Raw genomic sequence first — 20,071 nt, 5'->3', positions numbered from 1 at the left:
TTTTTAGTGCCTTTCTTGTCAGCAACTTCATTTGGTCTTCATCAATTTTTCTATGGTGCTTGTTTCCTTTTCGAACCAGATGTCGGCAACTCCACGAGTGGCTAAATGAAATCCTTTGATGGTTCCGTTGTTATCTCTTTCAAAAGCTAAGGACGTAAAATGTCTCCTGTCACCCGTAAACAAATCAGGTATCCGTGGATCTAATTGAACCGACTCCAACCTTGGATGGGTTATTAGGAGCTTTCCTTTATCAATGATCAAAGAATACGACGTGCCTAGCGTCGTAGCGTAATAATTTCCGGCAAATGTATCGAGTTGCTTGGTCCAACTTGCATTAGCGTCAAATGCAATCAAATGAAAAGTATCATCACCGACAGTTACATCCATAGTTCTTGGAACGGTATTCGTATTAAAACTAACCTCCACCTCTGCCCGTGTAATCATCTTGAAGGTGTTTTTAGACAAAGGTACAAGGGCACTTTCATTGCCTGGGCCACGGGAATACCTCAAGGTATCGTTGACCATATGAATTTTTCTGGTTGAATGGTTCGTAACATCCCAATAATTACCCTCAAATGCAGTAAGCTGCTTTTTTGACATTTTTTTTGAGACCACTGCTGTGGTCTCATTTATCTCTTGATTCAAAAAATCCTCAATATATAGGGCACTTGCCCCCGTGCCAGCATAACCGTTATAAGCTCCATCGTTACCCATAATCACAACGGCTAGATCATAATCGGGATAACGAATCAATTTACTGGCATATCCGCCGGCGACCTCGATATGGTACAGTTTTTTAGCCCCCCTGAAATTCCAAAAGCGATGAGCACCAGTATATAGTGAAGTATTTACTTCATCAACTTCTTGCCCGTTAACTACCGAGAGTGCATCAAATTTTTTGACCATTTGTTCCGTACCTATTTTGGGGCCTTCAAGTTCTTTGGCCCAAAGGCACATATCTTCAACAGTAGTATATAAATCAGACAAAAGCGTATGTTTTCGGTTCATTGTGGAATTGACGAAACCATCATTTTCCGCAAAATATCCTTGTGCCTTATTCATAATAATTGTACCCTGGGTATCATATATTGAATTCTTCATGCCAAGGGGTTCAAAAATCTCTTTGGTAACAAAATCAGTATAAGGCATTTTGCCAACCTTAGCGATAAGATCTTCTAGAACCATAAAACCTGCGTCGGAAAAGCGTTGTACGCTTCCACTATTCGGTGCAGATTTCACCTGATTACGAATCATGGCATAGGCCTGTTTCTTGGTAAAAACATCTTCCGCCCTCCATCCTGCAAGCGCTTTCGACACCTCCTCATTGTTCAAACCGCTCGTATGATGTATCAGCTGCTCAATGCTTATGGAATTTGGAAAGGGCATTCGTTTGGGCATATACTGCCTAATATCATCTTGTAAAGAAAGCTGGCCCCGTTGTTCCAACAACAAAAGGGCATACACTGTAAACTCCTTAGCCAAATCTCCGACATAAAATCTGGTTGCTGCTTCTATTGGAATCTGATGTTCCAAATTAGCTACACCATAACCTTTCGTATATACTATTTTTCCATCATTAAGAATTCCAACAGCGATACCAGGCTTATCTGTAGTATTCCATTGAGCAAACACGGCATCTATCTCTGCCGGTGTTACTTGCCTTTTTTGAACCTCCTGTGATAGCGAACTTATAAATGTGAAGAATAAAAATGTTGCGAATACGTTTTTCATGTCTTGTTAGTGTTATGATTGTTTCAATGTTTCAATTACTTTTTCGGCCACCATAGAAGCGGCTGATGGATCCTGACCGGTAATAAGACGCCCATCTACTTGGTAGAAACCATCCCAACCTTCTTCAGAAAATTTAAAATCGCCCCCTCTTTCAATAATTTTTTGCTCGATGGAAAAGGGGAAGGTCTTGTAATACGCTGCTTCCATATTTTCAAAGGCATCAGGAAACCCATTAACCTTTTTTCCTGCGACCAAATACGCACCGTCTTTTGTTTTAAGATTTACTATACCCGCGGTACCGTGACAAATCGTTGAGACAATGCCACCATCTTCATATAGTGCTATTACAATATTTTGTATCGCTTCATTCTCGGCCACTCCAAACATCGCGGCTCCACCTCCACCATAATAAACAGCTTTATAGTCGGATGCTTTAATTTCACTGGGTTTTTTGGTAGTCTCTAGAGCATCCATAAACGTATTGTCATAGATGTACTTTTTTTGAAGCGAATCTGAGGTGCTAATATATCCTATTGGTATTGCTCCTCCATCAGGACTTACAAAATCAATCGTATACCCACCTCTTTTAAAGACTTCATAGGCTTGAACTATTTCCGAAAAATGATTGGCAGCGCCTATATCTGAATCACCGTAAAAATGGGCATTCGAAACAATGAATAAAATTCGTTCTGTTTGCGGTGCAATAACACTTTTATCTAATGGTATTTCAACATTCTGCTTGCAACCTACAAATAGAAAAAGGATAGCAAGAATGCAGTACATGATGTTTTTCATTAGGATACTTTTTTTTGGTTTAAAGCCAAATTATTTCAATTCGAAATGAAAGTATCTTTTACTTATAAATCTGGAGTACGGATTTATAAATCGAGAAGAGATTTAAGGAATCTTTAGGAAATGCTTTCCTTGTATTTAGCCGGGGTAGTATTCGTTATCTTCTTGAAAACAGAGTAAAAAGTTGATTTTGAATTGAAACCACAATCATACCCTACAGCTTCCAATTTGATGTGGGAGTTTGATTGAATCAAGTTCTTAGCTTCTTGAACACGATATTGGTTTATTAATGAAGTGAAACTCCTTCCCAAGTTATCATTTATCAGTTGGGAGAGCTTATGAGGCAGAATATTCATTTTATTAGCCACATCGGAGAGCTTAAGGTCAACATCGGTAAAAATTTTCTCTTGTTCCATGAGGTGATTCAATTGTGCTGATAGGCGTTCCGCTTCAGTAGCTTCTATTTTCTTGTTGGAATACTTAAGGTTCTTGTTAAAAATCGCACCCTTAGTTCTGCGAAAATGAATCAGTAGAAAAAGTAAATAAAAAATGAATGAAAATGATAATCCCCCAACAATATAGGAGGTATAAGAGCAGGTTTTGTAGGCCACCCAAATTATAACATTCCCTATAAAAACGCTTAATACCCAAAAATCGAAATCGGATAATTTTTCATCTTTATTGAAAATTTTAGATATGGTGCTCCTAATAATCCAACCCGAAGCAATAATGTAACCCACCCAAACCAAATAGATTATTTCCATCCAACTAAGACTACGTTCTATTATCCAAGGGTCGTGGGTTTCCGGGAATAAAATACCTACTAAAATAGATATGGACAGCAATACCAAAAAGTGGAGCGGCCACATGCGCATTTTGGCAAATGGTTGTACACAAGATTTCAGGTAAAAATAAAGTGCAGGTCCTATTAGTATACAAGCCGCTAGGCCAACCTTAATAAATATTTGAGCAAGGTCATCATTGAAATAATAAAAGACCGACTTGCCAACCCGAATAGCAAGCATCAAAAGCAAGAGCCCTAAAAAGAAGTTAGAAATACTCCTTGGCTTTTTAAAAAAGAAAAAATAAAAACTTATTAGCAAGGCATTGAAAACACCTAAGGCGCTAAAAAAGAACAATAGCTCATCAGATATATTCATAATCTTGAGAGAATTTTTGTACTGTTATAAAAGTAGCAAAAAATAATAGCTGCAAATATCACAGCATCTCAGTTATTTCCATCTGAGTGACTCCATTATTCGCCCCATATCGTTTTGTAAGTATTTGGCAGCGGGGTAGATAGAATCATAATTAGGCTTTGTTTTAAAATATAAAGCCCCTGTTACAAAATGATTGAGGCTATCGGTAGCAAAAAATTGAGCTTGTGAAGCTGCATCTCCACTTACTTCATAAAAAGCACCATAGACTTTGTTGTCAAAATTCTCAAATACCTTTTGTTGAATACCATCTGCCCTTGCGGCATGCTCTCCGCTTAGCTTATGTGCATCTCTAATCAAGCTATTCAAGTCATCTTCAACAGCTCGATAATTCAGAAAAATCGCCGCCTTCATCTCAGGGTATTCAAGCACGATAGACTGGCTATTTTTCTGATCAACCTTAGCAGCAGCATTTGCTTCAAATGTAAAATATGCGGTCTCAACAAGTCCTGAGTCAGGTCTCTCATATTCCAAACGCAACATGGCTTTGGGTTTTGGCAATACATTTTCTTCTTTGCAGGCGCAAAACGCTAGCGACAACAATAAAACAATGCTAGGCTTCATGGGGCAGTGTAACTTTTATTTGTTTCAATCTCTTTTTATCTAAACTTTCCACCAAAAACTGATAGTCATTGAATAGTACTTTTTCGCCTTTTTTAGGAAAGCTTCCTGCGATTTCCAAAACGAATCCTGCAATGGTTTCTGATTCCCCTTTTTGATCTTCGAAAGCTTCTTGATTTTCGATTTTTACAACGCGATAAAAATCCTTTAAAGTGGTTTTCCCCTCGAAGACATAGTTAAAATCATCTAGTTTGGAGAACACTAAATCTTCATCATCAAACTCATCGCTAATGTCTCCAACGATTTCCTCAATAATATCTTCTAAGGTAACAATTCCTGAGGTTCCGCCATATTCATCAACTACAACTGCAAGGTGATTTTTCTTCTCTTGGAATTCCGAAAGTAAATCATCTAACTTTTTATTCTCAGGAACGAAATAAGGCTCACGAATCAATGAAACCCAATTAAACGTTTTACGATCAATGTGTGGCAAGACATCTTTTACATAAAGAACGCCCTGAACGTTATCTATATTTTCGGAAAAAACGGGTATTCTTGAAAACCCATGCTGTGTGATTTCCTCTAACACTTCAGGAAATTTCATGTCTTCACCCAATGCAAAAATATCTATTCGAGGACGCATTACTTGTTTCGTATCTGTATTCCCAAAAGAGACAATACCTTCTAAAATCTTTTGCTCTTCTTTAGTGGTATCGCCTTCAGATGTTAATTCTAAAGCCTGTGACAGGTGGTCAACGCTAAGGTTTGATTTTTCTTTGCCAAGTTTGGTATACATAAAAATAGTTCCCGAACGCATTGGGAGGCTTAGAGGGGAAAAAACGAAGTCTAACCCCTTGAGCGGATATGCCATAAATTTCGAGAAGCTGACACGATTTCTATTGGCATATACCTTGGGTAGAATCTCTCCGAACATCAATATTAGAAAGGTAATAACTACAACTTCAAGCAAAAAACGTACCGATACGAGATTTAAAAGTTTGTAGTTCAGTTCTGAAAACAAGGTATCACCAATAACATTAAAAAGTAAAACAATACCAATGTTGATCGCATTGTTTGCAATCAAAATTGTTGCCAATAACTTTTTAGGACGATCTAAAAGTTTAACTACAATAGATCCTTTTGCGGTTTTACCGTCTTCCATTTCATTCACATCGGTCGGTGAAAGTCCGAACAAAGCAACTTCTGCACCTGAAATCAACGCTGAGCAACCAAGAAGCAATATCAAGACGGTGACTTTAAGTGCAAAAGCCCCATCAAAAACTATAAAATTTGGTAGAAAACTAAGGGGGTCAGGGTCCAATAGTTACGATTTAATTTTCGATTATTTAAAATGGCAAATCATCATCAGGTGGGGTTGCCTGAGCGGTTTCATTAGTTGCAGATGGCTTTGGTACTTGCGGCTGTTGCGATGGGGTATTCGTTTGGGCATTGGCCATACTCTCCTTCTTCGTAGATAAAAAAGTGAACTCTTGTACGTGAACTTCGGTAGTATAACGCGTATTCCCGTCTTCACCTTGCCATTGTCGATTCTTCAAACGTCCTTCAACGTAGATTTTGTCACCTTTGCTTAGGTATTTCTCACATATTTCAGCTGCTTTGTTACGCACTACGATGTTATGCCAATCAGTGTTGGTAACCCGCTCACCCGTTTGCTTGTTGGTATAACTTTCATTAGTGGCTATAGGAAAACGACCGATGCTACCGCCACCCTCAAAATAGTGCATTTTAACCTCGTCACCCAAATGCCCTATTAGCATCACTTTATTTAGTGTTCCACTCATGGTATTCTATTCATACTAGCTTGGTGAGAAACTTTGAGTTTTCGATATGCAATAACACACCTTCCAAATGCTAATTGTTAAGTCAAAAATACGAATTTTTAAACGTTTTGATAAATTCAGCTATCAAAACAGGTACAGGGTAATCTTCAATTTCGGCAACGGGAAAAGAGCTATCCAAATCTCTTTTTGTTTTCACCATCCAAAAACGGGTGTATAAATGCTGATGTGAAAGTTTATGTACAATTAGTTTTTCATTATAGAGAATGACCTCTGGTTTTTCCTTCAACAGCAATACCTCTGGCATACGTAACTTCATTTCTTCCAAACTGATTTCGTTTGGCGATTCAAGTAATGGAAACTCCCATAAATTCTGCCAAATGCCTTTGCCTTTTCGCTGTTGCAATAAAGTTCTCTTCTCACCCGATTCTGTTTCAATCACGGGTACCAAATAGTTGAAATATCGAATTCGCACTTTCGTCTTATTCAACTTAACCGGCAGCTTCTGAATTGAATTATCTTTTAGGGCAACACAACTTTGATTCAAAGGACACTGTACACATTTCGGGTTCTTCGGAGCACACTGCATCGCCCCAAACTCCATTATTCCCTGATTATAGTCTCTTATATTATCGGCATCCATGACTTCAGTAGCCAAAGCTTTGAAATACTTGATTCCTTCAGCACTATTTATGGGGATATCTATACCGAAATAACGTGCTAAAACCCGATATACATTTCCGTCGACTACTGGGTGTGGTTCGTCAAAACAAATGCTAGCAATCGCACTGGCTGTATAATCGCCTACTCCCTTAAGTTTCAAAAGTTCTGTATAGGTATGTGGAAACTCACCCTCATACACGTTCACTACGGTTTTCGCTGTTGTATGCAAATTACGGGCTCTCGAATAATAACCAAGACCTTGCCACAGTTTTAAAACCTGTTCCTCCGAGGCTTCTGCCAAATCATGAACCGTGGGAAAATTCGCAATAAACTTCAAATAATAAGGGGTGCCTTGTAGCACTCGTGTTTGCTGTAACATGATTTCTGAAAGCCAGATCTTATACGGGTCTCTGGTGCGACGCCACGGCAAGGTGCGTTTATTCTGCGAGTACCAAATGAGAATATTTTGAGAAAAGGTCATTAACACGAAAACATTGTGCCAAAAGTAAGGGTTTAATTATTGAATTCTTTGTTACTTCTGTTATTTGCTAGAATTTTAAAAATTCAACTTTAACATTTAAAGCGCATATGAATTCACTTAAAATTAGTCCTTTAGGACGCAAAGAATAAATTAAATTTATATATTTGCTCGCCAAAATTTTATACCTAAAACTTAATTTAAAAGATGACGAAAGCGGAAATTGTATCGAAAATCTCAGATAAACTGGGAATTGAAAAAGGAGATGTGCAAGCAACAGTAGAAACATTCATGGAAGAAGTAAAGTCTTCTTTGGAAAGTGGCGACAATGTTTATCTAAGAGGTTTTGGAAGTTTTATCATTAAGACTAGAGCTGAAAAAACAGGAAGAAACATTTCAAAGAACACAACAATTAAAATACCTGCCCATAATATTCCGGCATTCAAACCTGCAAAGGTTTTTGTTGAAGGTGTTAAGAGCAACGTTCAAGTAAAATAAAATACTAATCATAAAAAGTAACCCTTTATGCCGAGTGGTAAGAAAAGAAAGAGACATAAGGTAGCTACTCACAAGCGTAAGAAGCGCAGAAGAGCTAACCGTCACAAGAAAAAGTAGTTGTTATAACTACTTTTTCACTTTATACGTTCATTGACATAGAGATTCCAAAAGTGGATTTCGGCAGGTGAATAGCATCTGTTTAAGTATTGTTTAATCCATTTGTCCGCCAGTTGGCGGACGAGTATAAATAAATTCAGGTGAATAGAGAATTAATCGTAAGATCTAGTTCCGATGCCGTCGATTTTGCCTTACTAAAAGATGGAAAACTTACTGAATTACATAAAGAAGAAGATAATAATGACTTCTCTGTTGGCGATATATTTCTCGCTAAGGTCAGAAAACCTGTTACGGGTCTGAATGCAGCCTTTGTTAATGTAGGTTATGAAAAAGATGCCTTTTTGCATTATCATGATCTCGGGCCGCAACTTTCTTCAATGTTAAAATTCATTAAGCAAGTGAGTACAGGAAAATTAAGAGAATATTCCCTGAAAAACTTTCCAACTGAAAAAGATATAGATAAGCATGGTGTAATAACAGATGTTATTAAAGCGAATCAATCTTTGTTAGTGCAAATTGTTAAAGAACCCATATCTACCAAAGGGCCAAGAATTAGCTCCGAGCTTTCGTTAGCCGGTCGTTATTTGGTCATGGTACCTTTTTCAGATCGCGTTTCAGTCTCTCAAAAGATTGGTAGCAGACAAGAGAAAGACAGATTAAAACGGCTTGTAAAAAGTATAAAGCCAAAAGGTTTTGGAGTAATTATCCGGACAGTTGCAGAAGGCAAAAAAGTAGCAGAACTGGACAAAGATCTAGAAAACTTGCTTGACAAATGGTCAGCAATGTGCAAGAAATTATACAGAGCGCCAACCCCTTCTAAAGTACTTGTAGAACTCAATAGAGCATCGAGTATTTTAAGAGACGTTTTTAACGATTCCTATACAGGAATACATGTAGACGACAAAACGCTTTATAACCAAATTAAAGATTATGTGCTGGAAATTGCACCAGCTAAAGAATCTATCGTAAAATTGTATAGTTCGTCTATTCCTATTTTCGAAAAATTCGGAATAGAAAGACAAATTAAAACTTCCTTTGGCCGTACCGCTACTATGAGTAAAGGCGCGTACTTAATCATAGAGCATACCGAAGCATTACACGTGATAGACGTGAATAGTGGTAACCGTTCAAACAAGGCCAAAAACCAGGAAGATACTGCCTTAGAGGTAAACTTATTGGCAGCTTCTGAAATTGCAAGACAATTGCGCCTGCGTGATATGGGAGGAATTATAGTAGTAGACTTTATCGATATGGTAAAAGCACCACATCGAAGGAAGCTTTTTGATCATCTTCGCGATGAAATGAAAGATGATCGTGCTAAGCACAAAATACTACCACCAAGTAAATTCGGACTCATACAGATTACGAGACAACGGGTACGGCCCGAAATGAATATTAAAACAACAGAGGATAATCCTAATGGCAATGGCCAAGAAGTTGAAGCTCCAATTGTTTTGGTAGACAAAATAAATGCCGACCTAGAACGCCTTTTAAAAGGTCCAAAAGCTAACAATGGTATTACCTTAAATATACATCCATTTATAGCGGCCTATATAACTAAGGGCTTCCCATCAATGCGTTCCAAGTGGTTTATGGAACATAAAAAGTGGGTCAAAGTACAACCTAGAGACGCGTATACGTATCTCGAATATCGCTTTAAAGATAAAGACGGTAAGACCATATACTAATTTGCAATTATTCATTGCAGATTTCTAATTTATAAAGCGACCTTTCGTAAAGAGGGGTCGCTTTTTTTATTTCATTACTTTTGAACAATGCGATTTCAAAATACGGAAACCTACACCCTTCAAGAGGCCACCCGAAAACTAGAAGGTTATTGCGCCTATCAAGAGCGTTGTCACAAAGATGTGGTTCAAAAACTTAGGGGAATGAATATGATTCCTGAGGCGATAGACGAAATTGTTACCCATTTGATTCAAGAAAATTATCTCAATGAAGAACGATTTGCCCAAAGTTTCGCCAGAGGGAAATTCAATATCAAAAAATGGGGCAGAATTCGTATCGTAAATGAATTGACGTATCGGGAAATTTCAAAATACAACATCAAAGCCGCTTTGAATGAAATTAGCGAAGAAGCTTATTTAAACACTTTAAATACGCTTGCCTTAAAACGTCTAAAGGAAATTAAAGAAAGTCACAAGCAAAAAAGACGAAAAAAATTAGCGGACTACTTGCTCTACAGAGGCTGGGAAAGTCAATTGGTTTATGGGAAGATTAAGGAGTTAATTCCCTAAGTTCATAACATGCGATTCGTGCGAAGAATAGCCTTTTCATTTTTTTTATCAATCCATTTTTGACCTTGAAGTTTTCGCATTAATATATCAAAATGACGCATGATGAAGATGTTATAGGCAGCTTCTAAAAAATTCAGTGGGTTTCTCGCCAGTGCTCGTAAACTCATTGAAAAACCTGGAGTTAGGTATTTCATATAGTGCCAATATCCTTCTGGCATATAGAGCACTTCACCATGTTTTAAGATTGATTTGTATCCTTTTGCTTTTTTCAAAGCTGGCCATTTTTCAAAATTAGGATTTGAAAAGTCTATGCTTTCATGAGTTATAATGGAATGAGGTACTCGATATAAATATTTGTTTTCTGATTGCGGAAATAAAATGCATAGTTTCTCTCCCTCAAAGTGAAAATGAAAAATATTGGCAAAATCAATATCATGGTGCATAAACGTGTGCGAATTTCTGCCTCCAAAGAAAAGCATCGGCACGTGTTTCAATAGACGAATACCAAAATCGGGATAGGAGAAATCCTTTTGTAAGGAGGGTACTTCTTTTAGTACATTCCATAGAAAAATCCGGAATTTTGTAGGCTCTCTCTGCAACAAATCGATATAATCCGACATCTTCATTTCAGCATGGGGCTCGTTAAAACCGTCATCATGATGCACGGGGCGGTCATCATAGAGCGGAACTACTTTATCTCCCGCCATTTTCTTGAAGTACTCCAAGTTCCATTTAGAATGGGCAGGCCAACCCGCATCGAATTCCTCAATAATAACAGGTCTTTGCGGCTTTAGGTAAAGTCGAACGAAATCTTGTTTTGAAATGGTTTTTACCCTAGGGATATCAACTAATTGCAATGGAATCTAGGTTATTTTAAATACCAAATTTAAGTATCGCTTAGCAAAAATTTTCTTAAAATTAAGCTAATATGAAAAAGCCTATTTCAAGGTTTTAAATTTTTCTTTAGCCGCTTCGTTACGTTCGATTTTATGTCCTGGCCTTGTCCATTTTGGTTTTTCGCCCAAGGGTTGTAGTTGAGAATCCTGAGCCTCCACGGTCTTTGGTTGCGATATTTTTGTGAAGGGTTTCTGAGGATTTAAACCTAGTAATTTGAACATCTCCATATCTTCATTCACATCAGGATTTGGTGTTGTCAACAACTTATCGCCCGCGAAAATAGAATTGGCACCTGCAAAGAAACACATCGCTTGCCCTTCTCTGCTCATTTCTGTTCTTCCTGCAGAAAGGCGAACCTGTGTTTCAGGCATTACTATACGCGTAGTAGCTACCATTCGAATCATTTCCCAGATGGAAATGGGTTCCATTTCAGCCATTGGTGTGCCTTCAACGGCAACCAAAGCATTAATGGGAACGGATTCAGGTTGCGGATTCAACGAGGTCAGTGCCACCAACATTCCTGCCCGATCTTCAAGGGCTTCTCCCATACCGATAATACCCCCGCTACAAACCGTTACATTGCTTTTTCGAACATTGTCTATGGTTTCCAATCGGTCTTCAAAAGCGCGAGTTGAAATTACATCTTTATAATAATCTTCAGACGTATCAAGATTATGGTTGTAGGCATACAACCCTGCCTCTGCCAAACGGTTGGCTTGATTTTCAGTGAGCATCCCTAAAGTACAGCAAACCTCCATATCTAACTTGTTGATGGTGCGCACCATTTCGAGTACTTGGTCAAATTCAGGTCCGTCTTTTACATTGCGCCAAGCAGCGCCCATACATACCCTAGAACTTCCAGAAGCCTTAGCACGAAGAGCCTGTGCTTTTACGTGAGAAACAGTCATCAAATCATTGCCCTCAATGTCGGTATGATAGCGAGCTGCTTGCGGACAATACCCACAGTCTTCAGGGCAACCCCCTGTTTTTATGGATAAAAGTGTGGAAACCTGAACGGTATTGGGGTCATGATGTTGCCTGTGAATGGTGGCTGCTTCGTAAAGCAATTCCATTAGTGGTTTGTTGTAAATATCAAGAATTTCTTGTTTTGACCAGTTGTGTCTTGTCTTGCTCATGTGCTGTTTTATCTGGGTCAAAAATAACTTATAAAGGCTAGAAATTATAATATTAAATTCTAATTTCCAGATGTGCCCCGCCTAACCCCCCCCTGAAGGGAAGGAAATCAATTTTTGCCCAAAAGAATACTGACGGCATTCCCTCCAAAACCAACAGCATTCACAAGGATTTTCTTTATTTTCTCTGGTCTTGACCGATAAGAAGTGAAAGGAACTCCGATAAACTCTTCATGTTTCAACATTAAAATCGCCAATTCAACACTCAACATTCCGGAAGCACCAAAAGTATGGCCAATTTGCCATTTATTGGTCGTTAGAGCCGGCACTTTATCACCAAAAACTTTTTGAATGGCCCTATGTTCCGAAGCATCACCTTTTATGGTGCCTGGCGCATGCATTACTATTACGTCTACTTCATCGTGACTGGTTTCTCCTAGCGCCATTTGCATTGAACGTTGAAAACATTCCGCATCTGAAGAAATTGAAATATTATGTTTTAATATTTCCGTGGCATAGCCTACTCCTATTATCTGTGCCAATGCCTTTTTGGATACTCCCTTTTCCAAACATGCAACGGCTGCACCTTCTCCCAAAACCATAGCATTCTGTTTCTTATCAAGGTTTAGGGCTTGACAAGGGTAGCCGAAGCTACCCTCGGCTACCATTTGTTGCGTTCCTCGCTGACTGGGTGAAGTTGAAGTCACCGGGGCATATATTTTCAGTGCCTTCATTTGGGCAATGGTAAATGGTGTTAAAGGGGCCTCGCTTCCTCCTACAATAAATTTTTCCGCCATCCCTGATTGTAGCCAGGCAATTCCGTTTAACATAGCATGCAAGGCTGTTGAACAGGTAATGGAATGGGATATTTCGGGGCCTTCCGAATTTAAATCATGTGCTACCCAAGATGAAATATTTCCTAAAGTTGTAGTTGGAGATGTCAACGTAGCCGCTTTCTTATTTTTTATATACTCAGAATGATAGGTCTCGAAAAGCGCCGTTGCCCCTCTAGAAGAGCCAATATTAATACCGAAATTGGCTGTTTCTTTCCAATTTGCTTGGTCCATAGCTCTGCGGGAAACAAGGATTGCAAATAATACCGAGGCATCTAATTTTTTGTATTTGGCATCTGCATTTCGAACTTGTTCTATTTCCTTTTTGGCCGTGGTATTCAGCGTTGCAACCCACGCTTGCTTAGCATCAAACTTACGTAACTCAAAAAGTGGTTTCGCGCTTTTATAGTTTGCCCATACCTCTTCAGGGGAAGTACCCAGTGCAGAAATCGAACTAATAGCGGTAATGGAAATCGGTTGCATCACAGAAAATGAATTACCGGGCAAATGTAAAAGTTCTTATCTTCATCTACACAACAAATTCAAGAAACCATGAATAACGAGTTGGTAGAATACCCAAGTTGGTGGAAACGAAACTGGAAATGGGTGGTTCCGGTAGGTGGTTGCCTTGGTCTACTTGTAATTTTTTTACTATTTGTTGGCTCTGTTTTCTGGGGAGTTACTTCAGTCTTAGAGGGTTCTCAGCCCTATGAATATGCTTTAGAGAAGATAAACCAAGACGACGAAATTACCGAAGTTCTAGGTACGCCAATAGAAAAAGATGGTATGATTCAGGGTAGTTATAATTATAGCAACGGGAAGAAAACTGCAGATATGAAAATTCCAATAGCCGGGCCAAAGGGAAAAGGAATTTTATTCGTAAAAGCTTCGGGCCAAAATGATGATTGGACTTACAATGTAATTCGGGTTGAAATCAAAGACAATGAAAGCATTGATTTGTTGGAAGAGCATTCAGAAGTGTTCTAAAGCACTTTTTATGGCATTATATATAGTATCTAGTTGATCATCAGTAATAACATAAGGAGGTAATACGTACACGGTGTTTCCAAGTGGTCTAAGTACCACTCCTTTTTTAATAAAAAATTGATACAGTTGGTCACGCAAGTTACCATAGCGATCCATTTTGAGGTTGAGATCTACCGCAAGTATCACTCCCATACATCGCACTTCAGTAACCTTAGGGTTGTCTTTTATAGCTGATGCAAATTGTTGATGTGCCTTTTCAATAGCGGCTCTTCTTTTTAAAATACCAGGCGAAGAGAGCAATTCGATGCTTGCCAAAGCGGCGACGCAGCCCAACGGATGCGCACTAAAGGTATGAGCGTGAAAAAACCCTTTATGTACCTCTTCACTTAAGAATCCATCAAAAACCGCCTGAGAACAGCTGGTGATGCTTAGCGGGAATATCCCCGCCGTTAATGCTTTCCCTAGGCACATGATATCTGGTTTGTTTTGTAGATAGCCAGAAGCAAAATTTTTACCTGTTTTTCCAAAACCGGTCATGATCTCATCTGCGATACACAAAACTTCAGCATCTTGACATATCTTTATCAGCATATCAAGTCCTGTAGGGCTGTGAAATTTCATTCCAGCTGCACCTTGCACTAGCGGTTCAAAAACAAAGGCTGCGCAAGCATTATTTTCTAAGATCGTTTTCAACTGAACAACTACCTCCTCCATATTGTCATCAAGAGGAACAGGAAGACGTTCCACTTTCAATAAAAAATCTTCAAAGGGGCCGTTATAGGATGAAAGTCCTGAGGCACTCATTGCCCCAAAAGTATCACCGTGAAATCCATCCTCAAAAGCAATCAAGGTATCTCTAGGGTCGTTTTTGTTATGGTGAAACTGCAAAGCCATTTTAATAGCTGCTTCCACCGCTGTCGAACCGTTATCGTTGAAGAAAATTTTGGCTTGATTGTCAGGTAAGATTTCTATTAAACGTTCCGATAATTCTACAGCAGGCTCATGGGTAAAACCACTGAACATTACGAAATCGAGTTCTTGCATTTGGGTACTTACAGCTGTGGTGACATCATCATTAGCATGTCCGTACATCGCAGTATACCATGAGGCAATACCATCAATATACGTCTTACCATCTTCATCCCACAAAATAGCATCCTTTGCTCTTACTATGCCTATTGGTGGGGCCGCAGTTCTATGTTGCGTCAATGGATGCCAAATATGCTTTTTATCTCTTTGCGAAAGATTTTTCAAGGCAATACAATTTATTGAACAATGGATTTCTTTATCTTGCAAAGATGGGGAATTCATCCCAAAATGAACTATGCTCGATAGTCTTATACATAAACTCACACCCAACTATACAAATCTAAAACACTGGACGGTCTTCGGAATACTGTCTGCCGTTTCTTTCTTTGTTCGCTTTCCTTTTTTCTTCAGAGATTATGTCGATCGCGACGAAAGCACCTTTATTTTAATGGCACAATCTTGGGTCGATGGTAATCTACCCTATACGGAACTTTGGGATTTAAAACCTCCTATTGCCTTTCTCTTCTTCGCAGTTGTAATCTACCTATTTGGAAAGAGCTTTCTAGCCATTCGTTTTGCCGGAGTTATAATTGTAGCGCTTACTGCTTTCTTTACATACCGCATCACGGAAAATCTGTCTTCGAAAAAAGTGGCTTTCTGGGCGGGCATAATTTGTGTGGCACTACAAAGTATGTTCGGCAGCATTCAAGGCGTTATGTCAGAGCATATTTGCATGGTGTTTTTGGTTCCTGCCGTTTATATCATAATACTTAAGAAGCAATGGTATTGGTTGGGGTTTGCCGGAGTGCTTATGGGTATGGCCATAATGGTAAAACTGAATATGGCCTATACGGTATTATTTGTGGGGGTCTATTTAATCTACCATTTTGTCAAGGAGAAAAAATACCTGGGTGGGTCAGTTGCTATTGCTGCCTATGGGCTTGGAGTTATCGCAATAGTGGTACTCACTTGGCTACCATATTATTTAAATGGTATTCAAGAGCTTTGGTGGAAATCAGTAGTCATAGCCCCTTTAGACTATGCAGAGGCCAGCCAGAATAGCATTTTCAAATTAGTACCACCCTTTGTTTTGATCGGCGCTTTTTTATTCTTTGCCTGGAAGCAAAAGTATCTAGATTTTAAAAAAACACCCATTCAACTACTGCTGATTACCCTGCTCGGGGTATTATACGCCTTCTTCAAAGGGGGAAGGATTAACAGTCATTACTTGATTCAACTATACCCTATTCTCCTCGTATTTATAGTGATTGTATCTAGTGGGTTTTTTACCCGCTTGAAGCTTAAACTTCCCAAAGTACTTTTATTGTTATTATTATTAATTCCGGCGGAAAGTTATCTGGAGTATTACCGAATTGTAAGGCATAAAATAGAAAGGGGAAGCTTTCATAATGGTGAAGGCATTACCGTTCCTCAATATCTCTTAGAAAATGAAATTGATACCAAAAACATTCTTTTTTTAGAATATCATATTGGCTATTGGTTGTTGAATGAAAAACCCCCAACAAAAGCAGCTACCCACCCAAGCAACATATGTAAACCCGAGATGTTTGCAGCCTACAACAATCCTCGGAATACGGCTATGGAAGAACTCCAATATATCATGGAATACCTAAGACCCAAAACCTTGGTCACTCGAAAAGACAGATTGATTTTTGATGAAAAACAGACTGAACCAAACAATTATATAGATGCCTACATCGAATCGCACTACGAACTCTTGAACACCATCGATGACGCTAAAATATATAGGCTGTTAGAGTGAGAGTAAAATTGAGCGGAACTTCTCTGCATACTTTTTAATTATCGCCTTATCAAAAGTCGCCTCTTCCTCAATTCTTCCTATTGAAGTGACTCCAGTTTTATGAAGTATGATTTGCTCAGTAGTAGGATGTTTGTCGCCGCTAAATAACAAAAATACCTCATACCCCTTTTGTTTAAGCCAATTTAGGGTCAATAAAGTATGATTAATGCTCCCTAAATAATGTCGCGACACCACAATTACCTTGTAATTCGGCATAATAAGATCTAGTATGGTATCATCTTCATTCAACGGAACCAACAAGCCTCCGGCCCCCTCTATTACCAGATGGTTTTCTGTTTCTGGGGATACTATTTTATGAGTTTCAATCCGTAGGCCATCTATTGCAGCCGCTGCATGCGGACTCATCGGTGTCTGAAGCTCATAGTTGCTTCTATGGATTTTGGTTTTGCTATTCGAAATTAGGGCGGCTACTTTATGGCTATCTGTATTGTCCAAATCACCTGCTTGAACAGGTTTCCAGTAGTCTGCTTCCAAGGCTTCGGTAATAATTGCTGAAGCTATTGTTTTTCCGACTTCAGTTGATATTCCGGTAACGAAAATTTGCTGCATATTTACTCGGGCTTTGTGATGATTTCACAATTTAGACATTTGTATTTTCTTCTTTCAAAAAAAGGGAAAAGTTTGTGAAAGATACTTTTGCGCTCATAATAAGTTTCCGACTTTGTAGCCTTACAATTTGGACAAACCACAGGGTTTCCTTCGTCATCCAAAGCGTAGGCTCTTATTTCGTTATAAATAGCAATCGCACTATGCTTATCTTTCGAGTATACCATCAGTTTTACACCGCCCCTGGGATTTTCGGCATTGAGTGTGTTTTCATTCCTAATAAAAACAGGAATACCTTCTGATTCTAATTTGCCTCTCAATATCTGTACATCAGCGGCAAACTCAAAAGATCCAATAACATAAAACTTCTCCTCCATAAACTTAAAGATACTTTTTCAATAACTGAAGTACCAGTCCTATTTCCTCTTCGGTATTATAACTGTGAAGACAAAATCGTAGTCTTTCATGCCCTTCCGGAACGGTAGGCGATAATATTGCCTTTACATTGAAACCCTTGTCATCTAATTTTTTGGAAATATTTTTTACGTTCTCATTCCCTAAGATCAAACAGCACTGAATCGCTGAGTCACTTGGTATAAAAATAGAGCTAAGACCCAAGGCCTCAATTTTTCTTTTAAAATGTTCGATGTTCTTGAGAAGTTGTTGAATTTCTTCTTCACCTATGGCTGCGTCCCAATACCGATACGCACTTAGCACTGAAGCCAAGGAATGAGGCGGCAATGCGGTAGTGTAAATAAAGCTTCGAGCAAAATTGACCAGGTAGTCAATTAATGGTTTCTGCCCCAAAATGGCAGCGCCATGACATCCCAAGGCTTTTCCAAAGGTGATAATGCGCGCAAAGATTTTTTTTTCGATATTCAAGTCTTGAACTAAACCCTTACCCTTTTTGCCCAAAACTCCTATGGCGTGTGCCTCGTCAATTATAAGATGTAAGGCCAATTCTGTACAGCATTCAGACAGCGCTTTCAAGTCGGGAGAATCACCGTCCATTGAAAAAACTGCTTCGGTTACTACAAAGATTTCAGAATCCAGGTCGCTTCGACTACGCACAGCTTGGCACTTTGATTTCAAATCATTCAAATCATTGTGCTTGAACTTATACGATTTGGCATTCCCCATTTTGATTCCATCGCGAATGCTGGCATGAATATATTCATCGTAAAAAACTACGTCGCCTCGCTGTGGAACCGCCCCAAAAAAGCCAATATTGGCATCATAGCCAGAATTAAAAATGAGTGCTTTATCCACATTATGAAATTCGGCGATATACTCCTCCAATTCCTTATAGTAATTATGATTTCCTGATAACAGCCTTGAGCCGGTAGACCCGTTTTCAGAAGTTCCACTATTCAATAAACGTTGAAAGGTATCTGCATAAATGGTTTCGTTTTTCGCAAAACCTAAATAATCATTGCTTGAAAAATCTACCAAATTTGTTGGGAAGGGTAATGACCTAAATGCTTTTTTATGCGCTCGATCTGCTAATTTTTGTTGTAGTTTTTTTGGAAAATTTGGCATTTCCAAATTTACTACCTTTAATTTAATTTTCTATTTATGGTAGTTTATAAAAGGGCTACAGAAACCTCGGAATTGGAACAAATATTAGCCCTTCAAAAAAAGAACGCCATAGCTTCCATATCAGCTACAGAAAAAGAAATCGAGGGGTTTATTACCGTTTTACATACCTATGAAATTTTAAAGAAAATGAACGATGCCTGCCCACATATCATTGCTAAAGACGGGGACTCGGTTGTAGGTTACGCTCTGGTTATGCTAAAGGAATTTCGGGATGAAATTTCTGTTCTTTCTGCGATGTTTGAAACGGCAGCCACCCTACTAGGTGATAAAAACTATTTGGCCATGGGCCAAATATGCATTTCAAAGGAATATCGAAAACAAGGTATCTTTAGAGGTATGTACACATACTACAAAGAAGAATTGCAAGGTGAATATGACTGTTTGTTAACGGAAGTAGCCACTGAAAATTCACGCTCTTTAAGCGCACATTTAAATGTGGGTTTCGAAACTATAAAAACACAAATTTCCAACGGCACTTCTTGGGAGCTGATTTGCTGGGATTGGAAATAACCACTATAAGAACGATCACTCGTTTACTGTGAATTCAAAAATACCATCAGAATTAGAAAAGTTATGTTCGATATAAATTTGAACTTTATCTTCTAAATAATCGCTACTTTCTATATATAAAAACCGAAAGTCAAAATTGAAACGCCCGGCTTCACGCAAAATTAATCCAACCCGCGATTCATATTGTGACGTATCGTTGTTTAGCTGTGCTAAAGTTCGTCCGAATTCATCGATTGTGCCCTTTTCCGCAAATAGAAATTCAGGTGATACGACAATGGCTCGAAATCCGTTAGAAAGCTCAGAAAACTTCTCCAAGCTAATCTCATACTGAAAACTATCGGAGCCCGAACTTTCATATATATCTAACTTATTTGAAAAACCCGCTTCATCTAAATACCTATTAAAGTTTAGGTCGATGTAAATGGTGTCTCCAACAGAGTAAACTTGATCATTTTCAAAAACCAGCGCATCAGTGATTTGAAGGTTTACGTACCTATTGCTAATACCATCATCAGAGAAACAACCTGCTAGTAATATGCCAAGTGTAAAGACGCCTGCTAAATAAATATGCTTCATTGTTATT

The 20,071-nt window shown here is 38.6% G+C and carries 21 protein-coding genes; 6 read left to right on the top strand and 15 right to left on the bottom strand.

The window, feature by feature from the left end; genetic code table 11:
• Window positions 1-27: 27 nt before the first annotated feature.
• From ABJN95_RS07370 to mutY, 7 genes are all read right to left on the bottom strand, one after another.
• Window positions 28-1,731 carry a serine hydrolase domain-containing protein gene (locus ABJN95_RS07370; RefSeq protein ID WP_348369715.1) on the bottom strand — a complete coding sequence of 568 codons (1,704 nt, stop codon included), beginning with the start codon at window positions 1,729-1,731 and terminating at the stop codon, window positions 28-30.
• Window positions 1,732-1,743: 12 nt separating this feature from the next.
• A complete protein-coding gene (locus tag ABJN95_RS07365) occupies window positions 1,744-2,526 on the bottom strand; it encodes a type 1 glutamine amidotransferase domain-containing protein (protein WP_348369714.1) in 783 nt (260 codons plus the stop codon).
• A gap of 113 nt (window positions 2,527-2,639) precedes the next feature.
• Window positions 2,640-3,683 carry a helix-turn-helix transcriptional regulator gene (locus ABJN95_RS07360; protein ID WP_348369713.1) on the bottom strand — a complete coding sequence of 348 codons (1,044 nt, stop codon included), beginning with the start codon at window positions 3,681-3,683 and terminating at the stop codon, window positions 2,640-2,642.
• A gap of 72 nt (window positions 3,684-3,755) precedes the next feature.
• On the bottom strand, window positions 3,756-4,304 hold the full coding sequence (gene gldD / locus ABJN95_RS07355) for a gliding motility lipoprotein GldD (RefSeq protein WP_348369712.1): 549 nt from the start codon (window positions 4,302-4,304) through the stop codon (window positions 3,756-3,758).
• Window positions 4,294-5,622 (bottom strand): gliding motility-associated protein GldE, encoded by a 1,329-nt coding sequence (locus ABJN95_RS07350; protein ID WP_348369711.1) that lies wholly within the window; start codon window positions 5,620-5,622, stop codon window positions 4,294-4,296. Before ABJN95_RS07350 ends, gldD begins: the two co-directional genes overlap by 11 nt.
• Before the next feature lie 25 nt (window positions 5,623-5,647).
• Complete coding sequence (gene ssb / locus ABJN95_RS07345; protein ID WP_348369710.1) at window positions 5,648-6,103, bottom strand: single-stranded DNA-binding protein; 456 nt, start codon at window positions 6,101-6,103, stop codon at window positions 5,648-5,650.
• 82 nt (window positions 6,104-6,185) lie between these two features.
• Complete coding sequence (gene mutY, locus ABJN95_RS07340; RefSeq protein ID WP_348369709.1) at window positions 6,186-7,244, bottom strand: A/G-specific adenine glycosylase; 1,059 nt, start codon at window positions 7,242-7,244, stop codon at window positions 6,186-6,188.
• 204 nt (window positions 7,245-7,448) lie between these two features.
• Here mutY and ABJN95_RS07335 point away from each other — a divergent pair, with 204 nt between their 5' ends.
• The 3 genes from ABJN95_RS07335 (at window position 7,449) to ABJN95_RS07325 (ending at window position 10,111) form a co-directional block, all read left to right on the top strand.
• Window positions 7,449-7,739 carry an HU family DNA-binding protein gene (locus tag ABJN95_RS07335; RefSeq protein WP_348369707.1) on the top strand — a complete coding sequence of 97 codons (291 nt, stop codon included), beginning with the start codon at window positions 7,449-7,451 and terminating at the stop codon, window positions 7,737-7,739.
• A gap of 257 nt (window positions 7,740-7,996) precedes the next feature.
• Window positions 7,997-9,544 carry an Rne/Rng family ribonuclease gene (locus ABJN95_RS07330; protein WP_348369706.1) on the top strand — a complete coding sequence of 516 codons (1,548 nt, stop codon included), beginning with the start codon at window positions 7,997-7,999 and terminating at the stop codon, window positions 9,542-9,544.
• An 87-nt stretch (window positions 9,545-9,631) separates the two neighbouring features.
• Entirely contained in the window at window positions 9,632-10,111 is a 480-nt protein-coding gene (locus ABJN95_RS07325) for a regulatory protein RecX (protein WP_348369705.1), read from the top strand.
• A gap of 2 nt (window positions 10,112-10,113) precedes the next feature.
• Here the strand turns inward: ABJN95_RS07325 and ABJN95_RS07320 are convergent, their stop codons facing one another.
• From ABJN95_RS07320 to ABJN95_RS07310, 3 genes are all read right to left on the bottom strand, one after another.
• The gene (locus tag ABJN95_RS07320) at window positions 10,114-10,968 is read right to left on the bottom strand and encodes a cupin-like domain-containing protein (RefSeq protein WP_348369704.1); all 855 of its coding nucleotides are present in this window, start codon (window positions 10,966-10,968) and stop codon (window positions 10,114-10,116) included.
• 81 nt (window positions 10,969-11,049) lie between these two features.
• A complete protein-coding gene (bioB, locus tag ABJN95_RS07315; RefSeq protein ID WP_348369703.1) occupies window positions 11,050-12,144 on the bottom strand; it encodes a biotin synthase BioB in 1,095 nt (364 codons plus the stop codon).
• 107 nt (window positions 12,145-12,251) lie between these two features.
• Window positions 12,252-13,460 carry a beta-ketoacyl synthase N-terminal-like domain-containing protein gene (locus ABJN95_RS07310; RefSeq protein WP_348369702.1) on the bottom strand — a complete coding sequence of 403 codons (1,209 nt, stop codon included), beginning with the start codon at window positions 13,458-13,460 and terminating at the stop codon, window positions 12,252-12,254.
• A gap of 66 nt (window positions 13,461-13,526) precedes the next feature.
• Between ABJN95_RS07310 and ABJN95_RS07305 the strand changes: the two genes are divergently transcribed.
• The gene (locus ABJN95_RS07305; RefSeq protein WP_348369701.1) at window positions 13,527-13,961 is read left to right on the top strand and encodes a cytochrome c oxidase assembly factor Coa1 family protein; all 435 of its coding nucleotides are present in this window, start codon (window positions 13,527-13,529) and stop codon (window positions 13,959-13,961) included.
• On the opposite strand, the gene bioA is transcribed toward ABJN95_RS07305, so the two are convergent.
• A complete protein-coding gene (bioA, locus tag ABJN95_RS07300; RefSeq protein WP_348369700.1) occupies window positions 13,947-15,215 on the bottom strand; it encodes an adenosylmethionine--8-amino-7-oxononanoate transaminase in 1,269 nt (422 codons plus the stop codon). The two genes, ABJN95_RS07305 and bioA, sit on opposite strands and share 15 nt — an antisense overlap.
• A gap of 70 nt (window positions 15,216-15,285) precedes the next feature.
• Between bioA and ABJN95_RS07295 the strand changes: the two genes are divergently transcribed.
• Window positions 15,286-16,773 carry a glycosyltransferase family 39 protein gene (locus tag ABJN95_RS07295; protein WP_348369699.1) on the top strand — a complete coding sequence of 496 codons (1,488 nt, stop codon included), beginning with the start codon at window positions 15,286-15,288 and terminating at the stop codon, window positions 16,771-16,773.
• On the opposite strand, the gene bioD is transcribed toward ABJN95_RS07295, so the two are convergent.
• Genes bioD through ABJN95_RS07280 form a run of 3 tightly spaced genes read right to left on the bottom strand, consistent with a single transcriptional unit; the run spans window position 16,765 to window position 18,918 of the window.
• A complete protein-coding gene (gene bioD, locus ABJN95_RS07290) occupies window positions 16,765-17,382 on the bottom strand; it encodes a dethiobiotin synthase (RefSeq protein WP_348369698.1) in 618 nt (205 codons plus the stop codon). The two genes, ABJN95_RS07295 and bioD, sit on opposite strands and share 9 nt — an antisense overlap.
• Before the next feature lie 2 nt (window positions 17,383-17,384).
• The gene (locus ABJN95_RS07285) at window positions 17,385-17,756 is read right to left on the bottom strand and encodes a DUF2007 domain-containing protein (protein WP_348369697.1); all 372 of its coding nucleotides are present in this window, start codon (window positions 17,754-17,756) and stop codon (window positions 17,385-17,387) included.
• Between the two features lie 4 nt (window positions 17,757-17,760).
• The gene (locus tag ABJN95_RS07280) at window positions 17,761-18,918 is read right to left on the bottom strand and encodes a pyridoxal phosphate-dependent aminotransferase family protein (RefSeq protein ID WP_348369696.1); all 1,158 of its coding nucleotides are present in this window, start codon (window positions 18,916-18,918) and stop codon (window positions 17,761-17,763) included.
• Window positions 18,919-18,954: 36 nt separating this feature from the next.
• Between ABJN95_RS07280 and ABJN95_RS07275 the strand changes: the two genes are divergently transcribed.
• Window positions 18,955-19,488 (top strand): GNAT family N-acetyltransferase, encoded by a 534-nt coding sequence (locus ABJN95_RS07275; RefSeq protein WP_348369695.1) that lies wholly within the window; start codon window positions 18,955-18,957, stop codon window positions 19,486-19,488.
• Between the two features lie 15 nt (window positions 19,489-19,503).
• On the opposite strand, the gene ABJN95_RS07270 is transcribed toward ABJN95_RS07275, so the two are convergent.
• On the bottom strand, window positions 19,504-20,064 hold the full coding sequence (locus ABJN95_RS07270) for a hypothetical protein (RefSeq protein ID WP_348369694.1): 561 nt from the start codon (window positions 20,062-20,064) through the stop codon (window positions 19,504-19,506).
• Between the last annotated feature and the right edge of the window lie 7 nt (window positions 20,065-20,071).

The organism is Maribacter sp. (genome assembly GCF_039974175.1).
GTDB lineage: Bacteria > Bacteroidota > Bacteroidia > Flavobacteriales > Flavobacteriaceae > Maribacter_C.
Note: the sequence above shows the minus strand (reverse complement) of the source record. Positions and strands in the feature narration are given on the sequence as shown.

Bases quoted from the DNA above. Each gene is read 5' to 3' on its own strand.
- ABJN95_RS07360 (WP_348369713.1), bottom strand. From the start codon at position 3,683: ATGAATATATCTGATGAGCTATTGTTCTTTTTTAGCGCCTTAGGTGTT.
- ABJN95_RS07280 (WP_348369696.1), bottom strand. From the start codon at position 18,918: ATGCCAAATTTTCCAAAAAAACTACAACAAAAATTAGCAGATCGAGCG.
- bioB (WP_348369703.1), bottom strand. From the start codon at position 12,144: ATGAGCAAGACAAGACACAACTGGTCAAAACAAGAAATTCTTGATATT.
- ABJN95_RS07365 (WP_348369714.1), bottom strand. From the start codon at position 2,526: ATGAAAAACATCATGTACTGCATTCTTGCTATCCTTTTTCTATTTGTA.
- ABJN95_RS07270 (WP_348369694.1), bottom strand. From the start codon at position 20,064: ATGAAGCATATTTATTTAGCAGGCGTCTTTACACTTGGCATATTACTA.
- ABJN95_RS07335 (WP_348369707.1), top strand. From the start codon at position 7,449: ATGACGAAAGCGGAAATTGTATCGAAAATCTCAGATAAACTGGGAATT.
- ABJN95_RS07285 (WP_348369697.1), bottom strand. From the start codon at position 17,756: ATGGAGGAGAAGTTTTATGTTATTGGATCTTTTGAGTTTGCCGCTGAT.
- ABJN95_RS07295 (WP_348369699.1), top strand. From the start codon at position 15,286: ATGCTCGATAGTCTTATACATAAACTCACACCCAACTATACAAATCTA.
- bioD (WP_348369698.1), bottom strand. From the start codon at position 17,382: ATGCAGCAAATTTTCGTTACCGGAATATCAACTGAAGTCGGAAAAACA.
- mutY (WP_348369709.1), bottom strand. From the start codon at position 7,244: ATGACCTTTTCTCAAAATATTCTCATTTGGTACTCGCAGAATAAACGC.
- ABJN95_RS07305 (WP_348369701.1), top strand. From the start codon at position 13,527: ATGAATAACGAGTTGGTAGAATACCCAAGTTGGTGGAAACGAAACTGG.
- ssb (WP_348369710.1), bottom strand. From the start codon at position 6,103: ATGAGTGGAACACTAAATAAAGTGATGCTAATAGGGCATTTGGGTGAC.
- gldD (WP_348369712.1), bottom strand. From the start codon at position 4,304: ATGAAGCCTAGCATTGTTTTATTGTTGTCGCTAGCGTTTTGCGCCTGC.
- ABJN95_RS07325 (WP_348369705.1), top strand. From the start codon at position 9,632: ATGCGATTTCAAAATACGGAAACCTACACCCTTCAAGAGGCCACCCGA.
- ABJN95_RS07275 (WP_348369695.1), top strand. From the start codon at position 18,955: ATGGTAGTTTATAAAAGGGCTACAGAAACCTCGGAATTGGAACAAATA.
- ABJN95_RS07370 (WP_348369715.1), bottom strand. From the start codon at position 1,731: ATGAAAAACGTATTCGCAACATTTTTATTCTTCACATTTATAAGTTCG.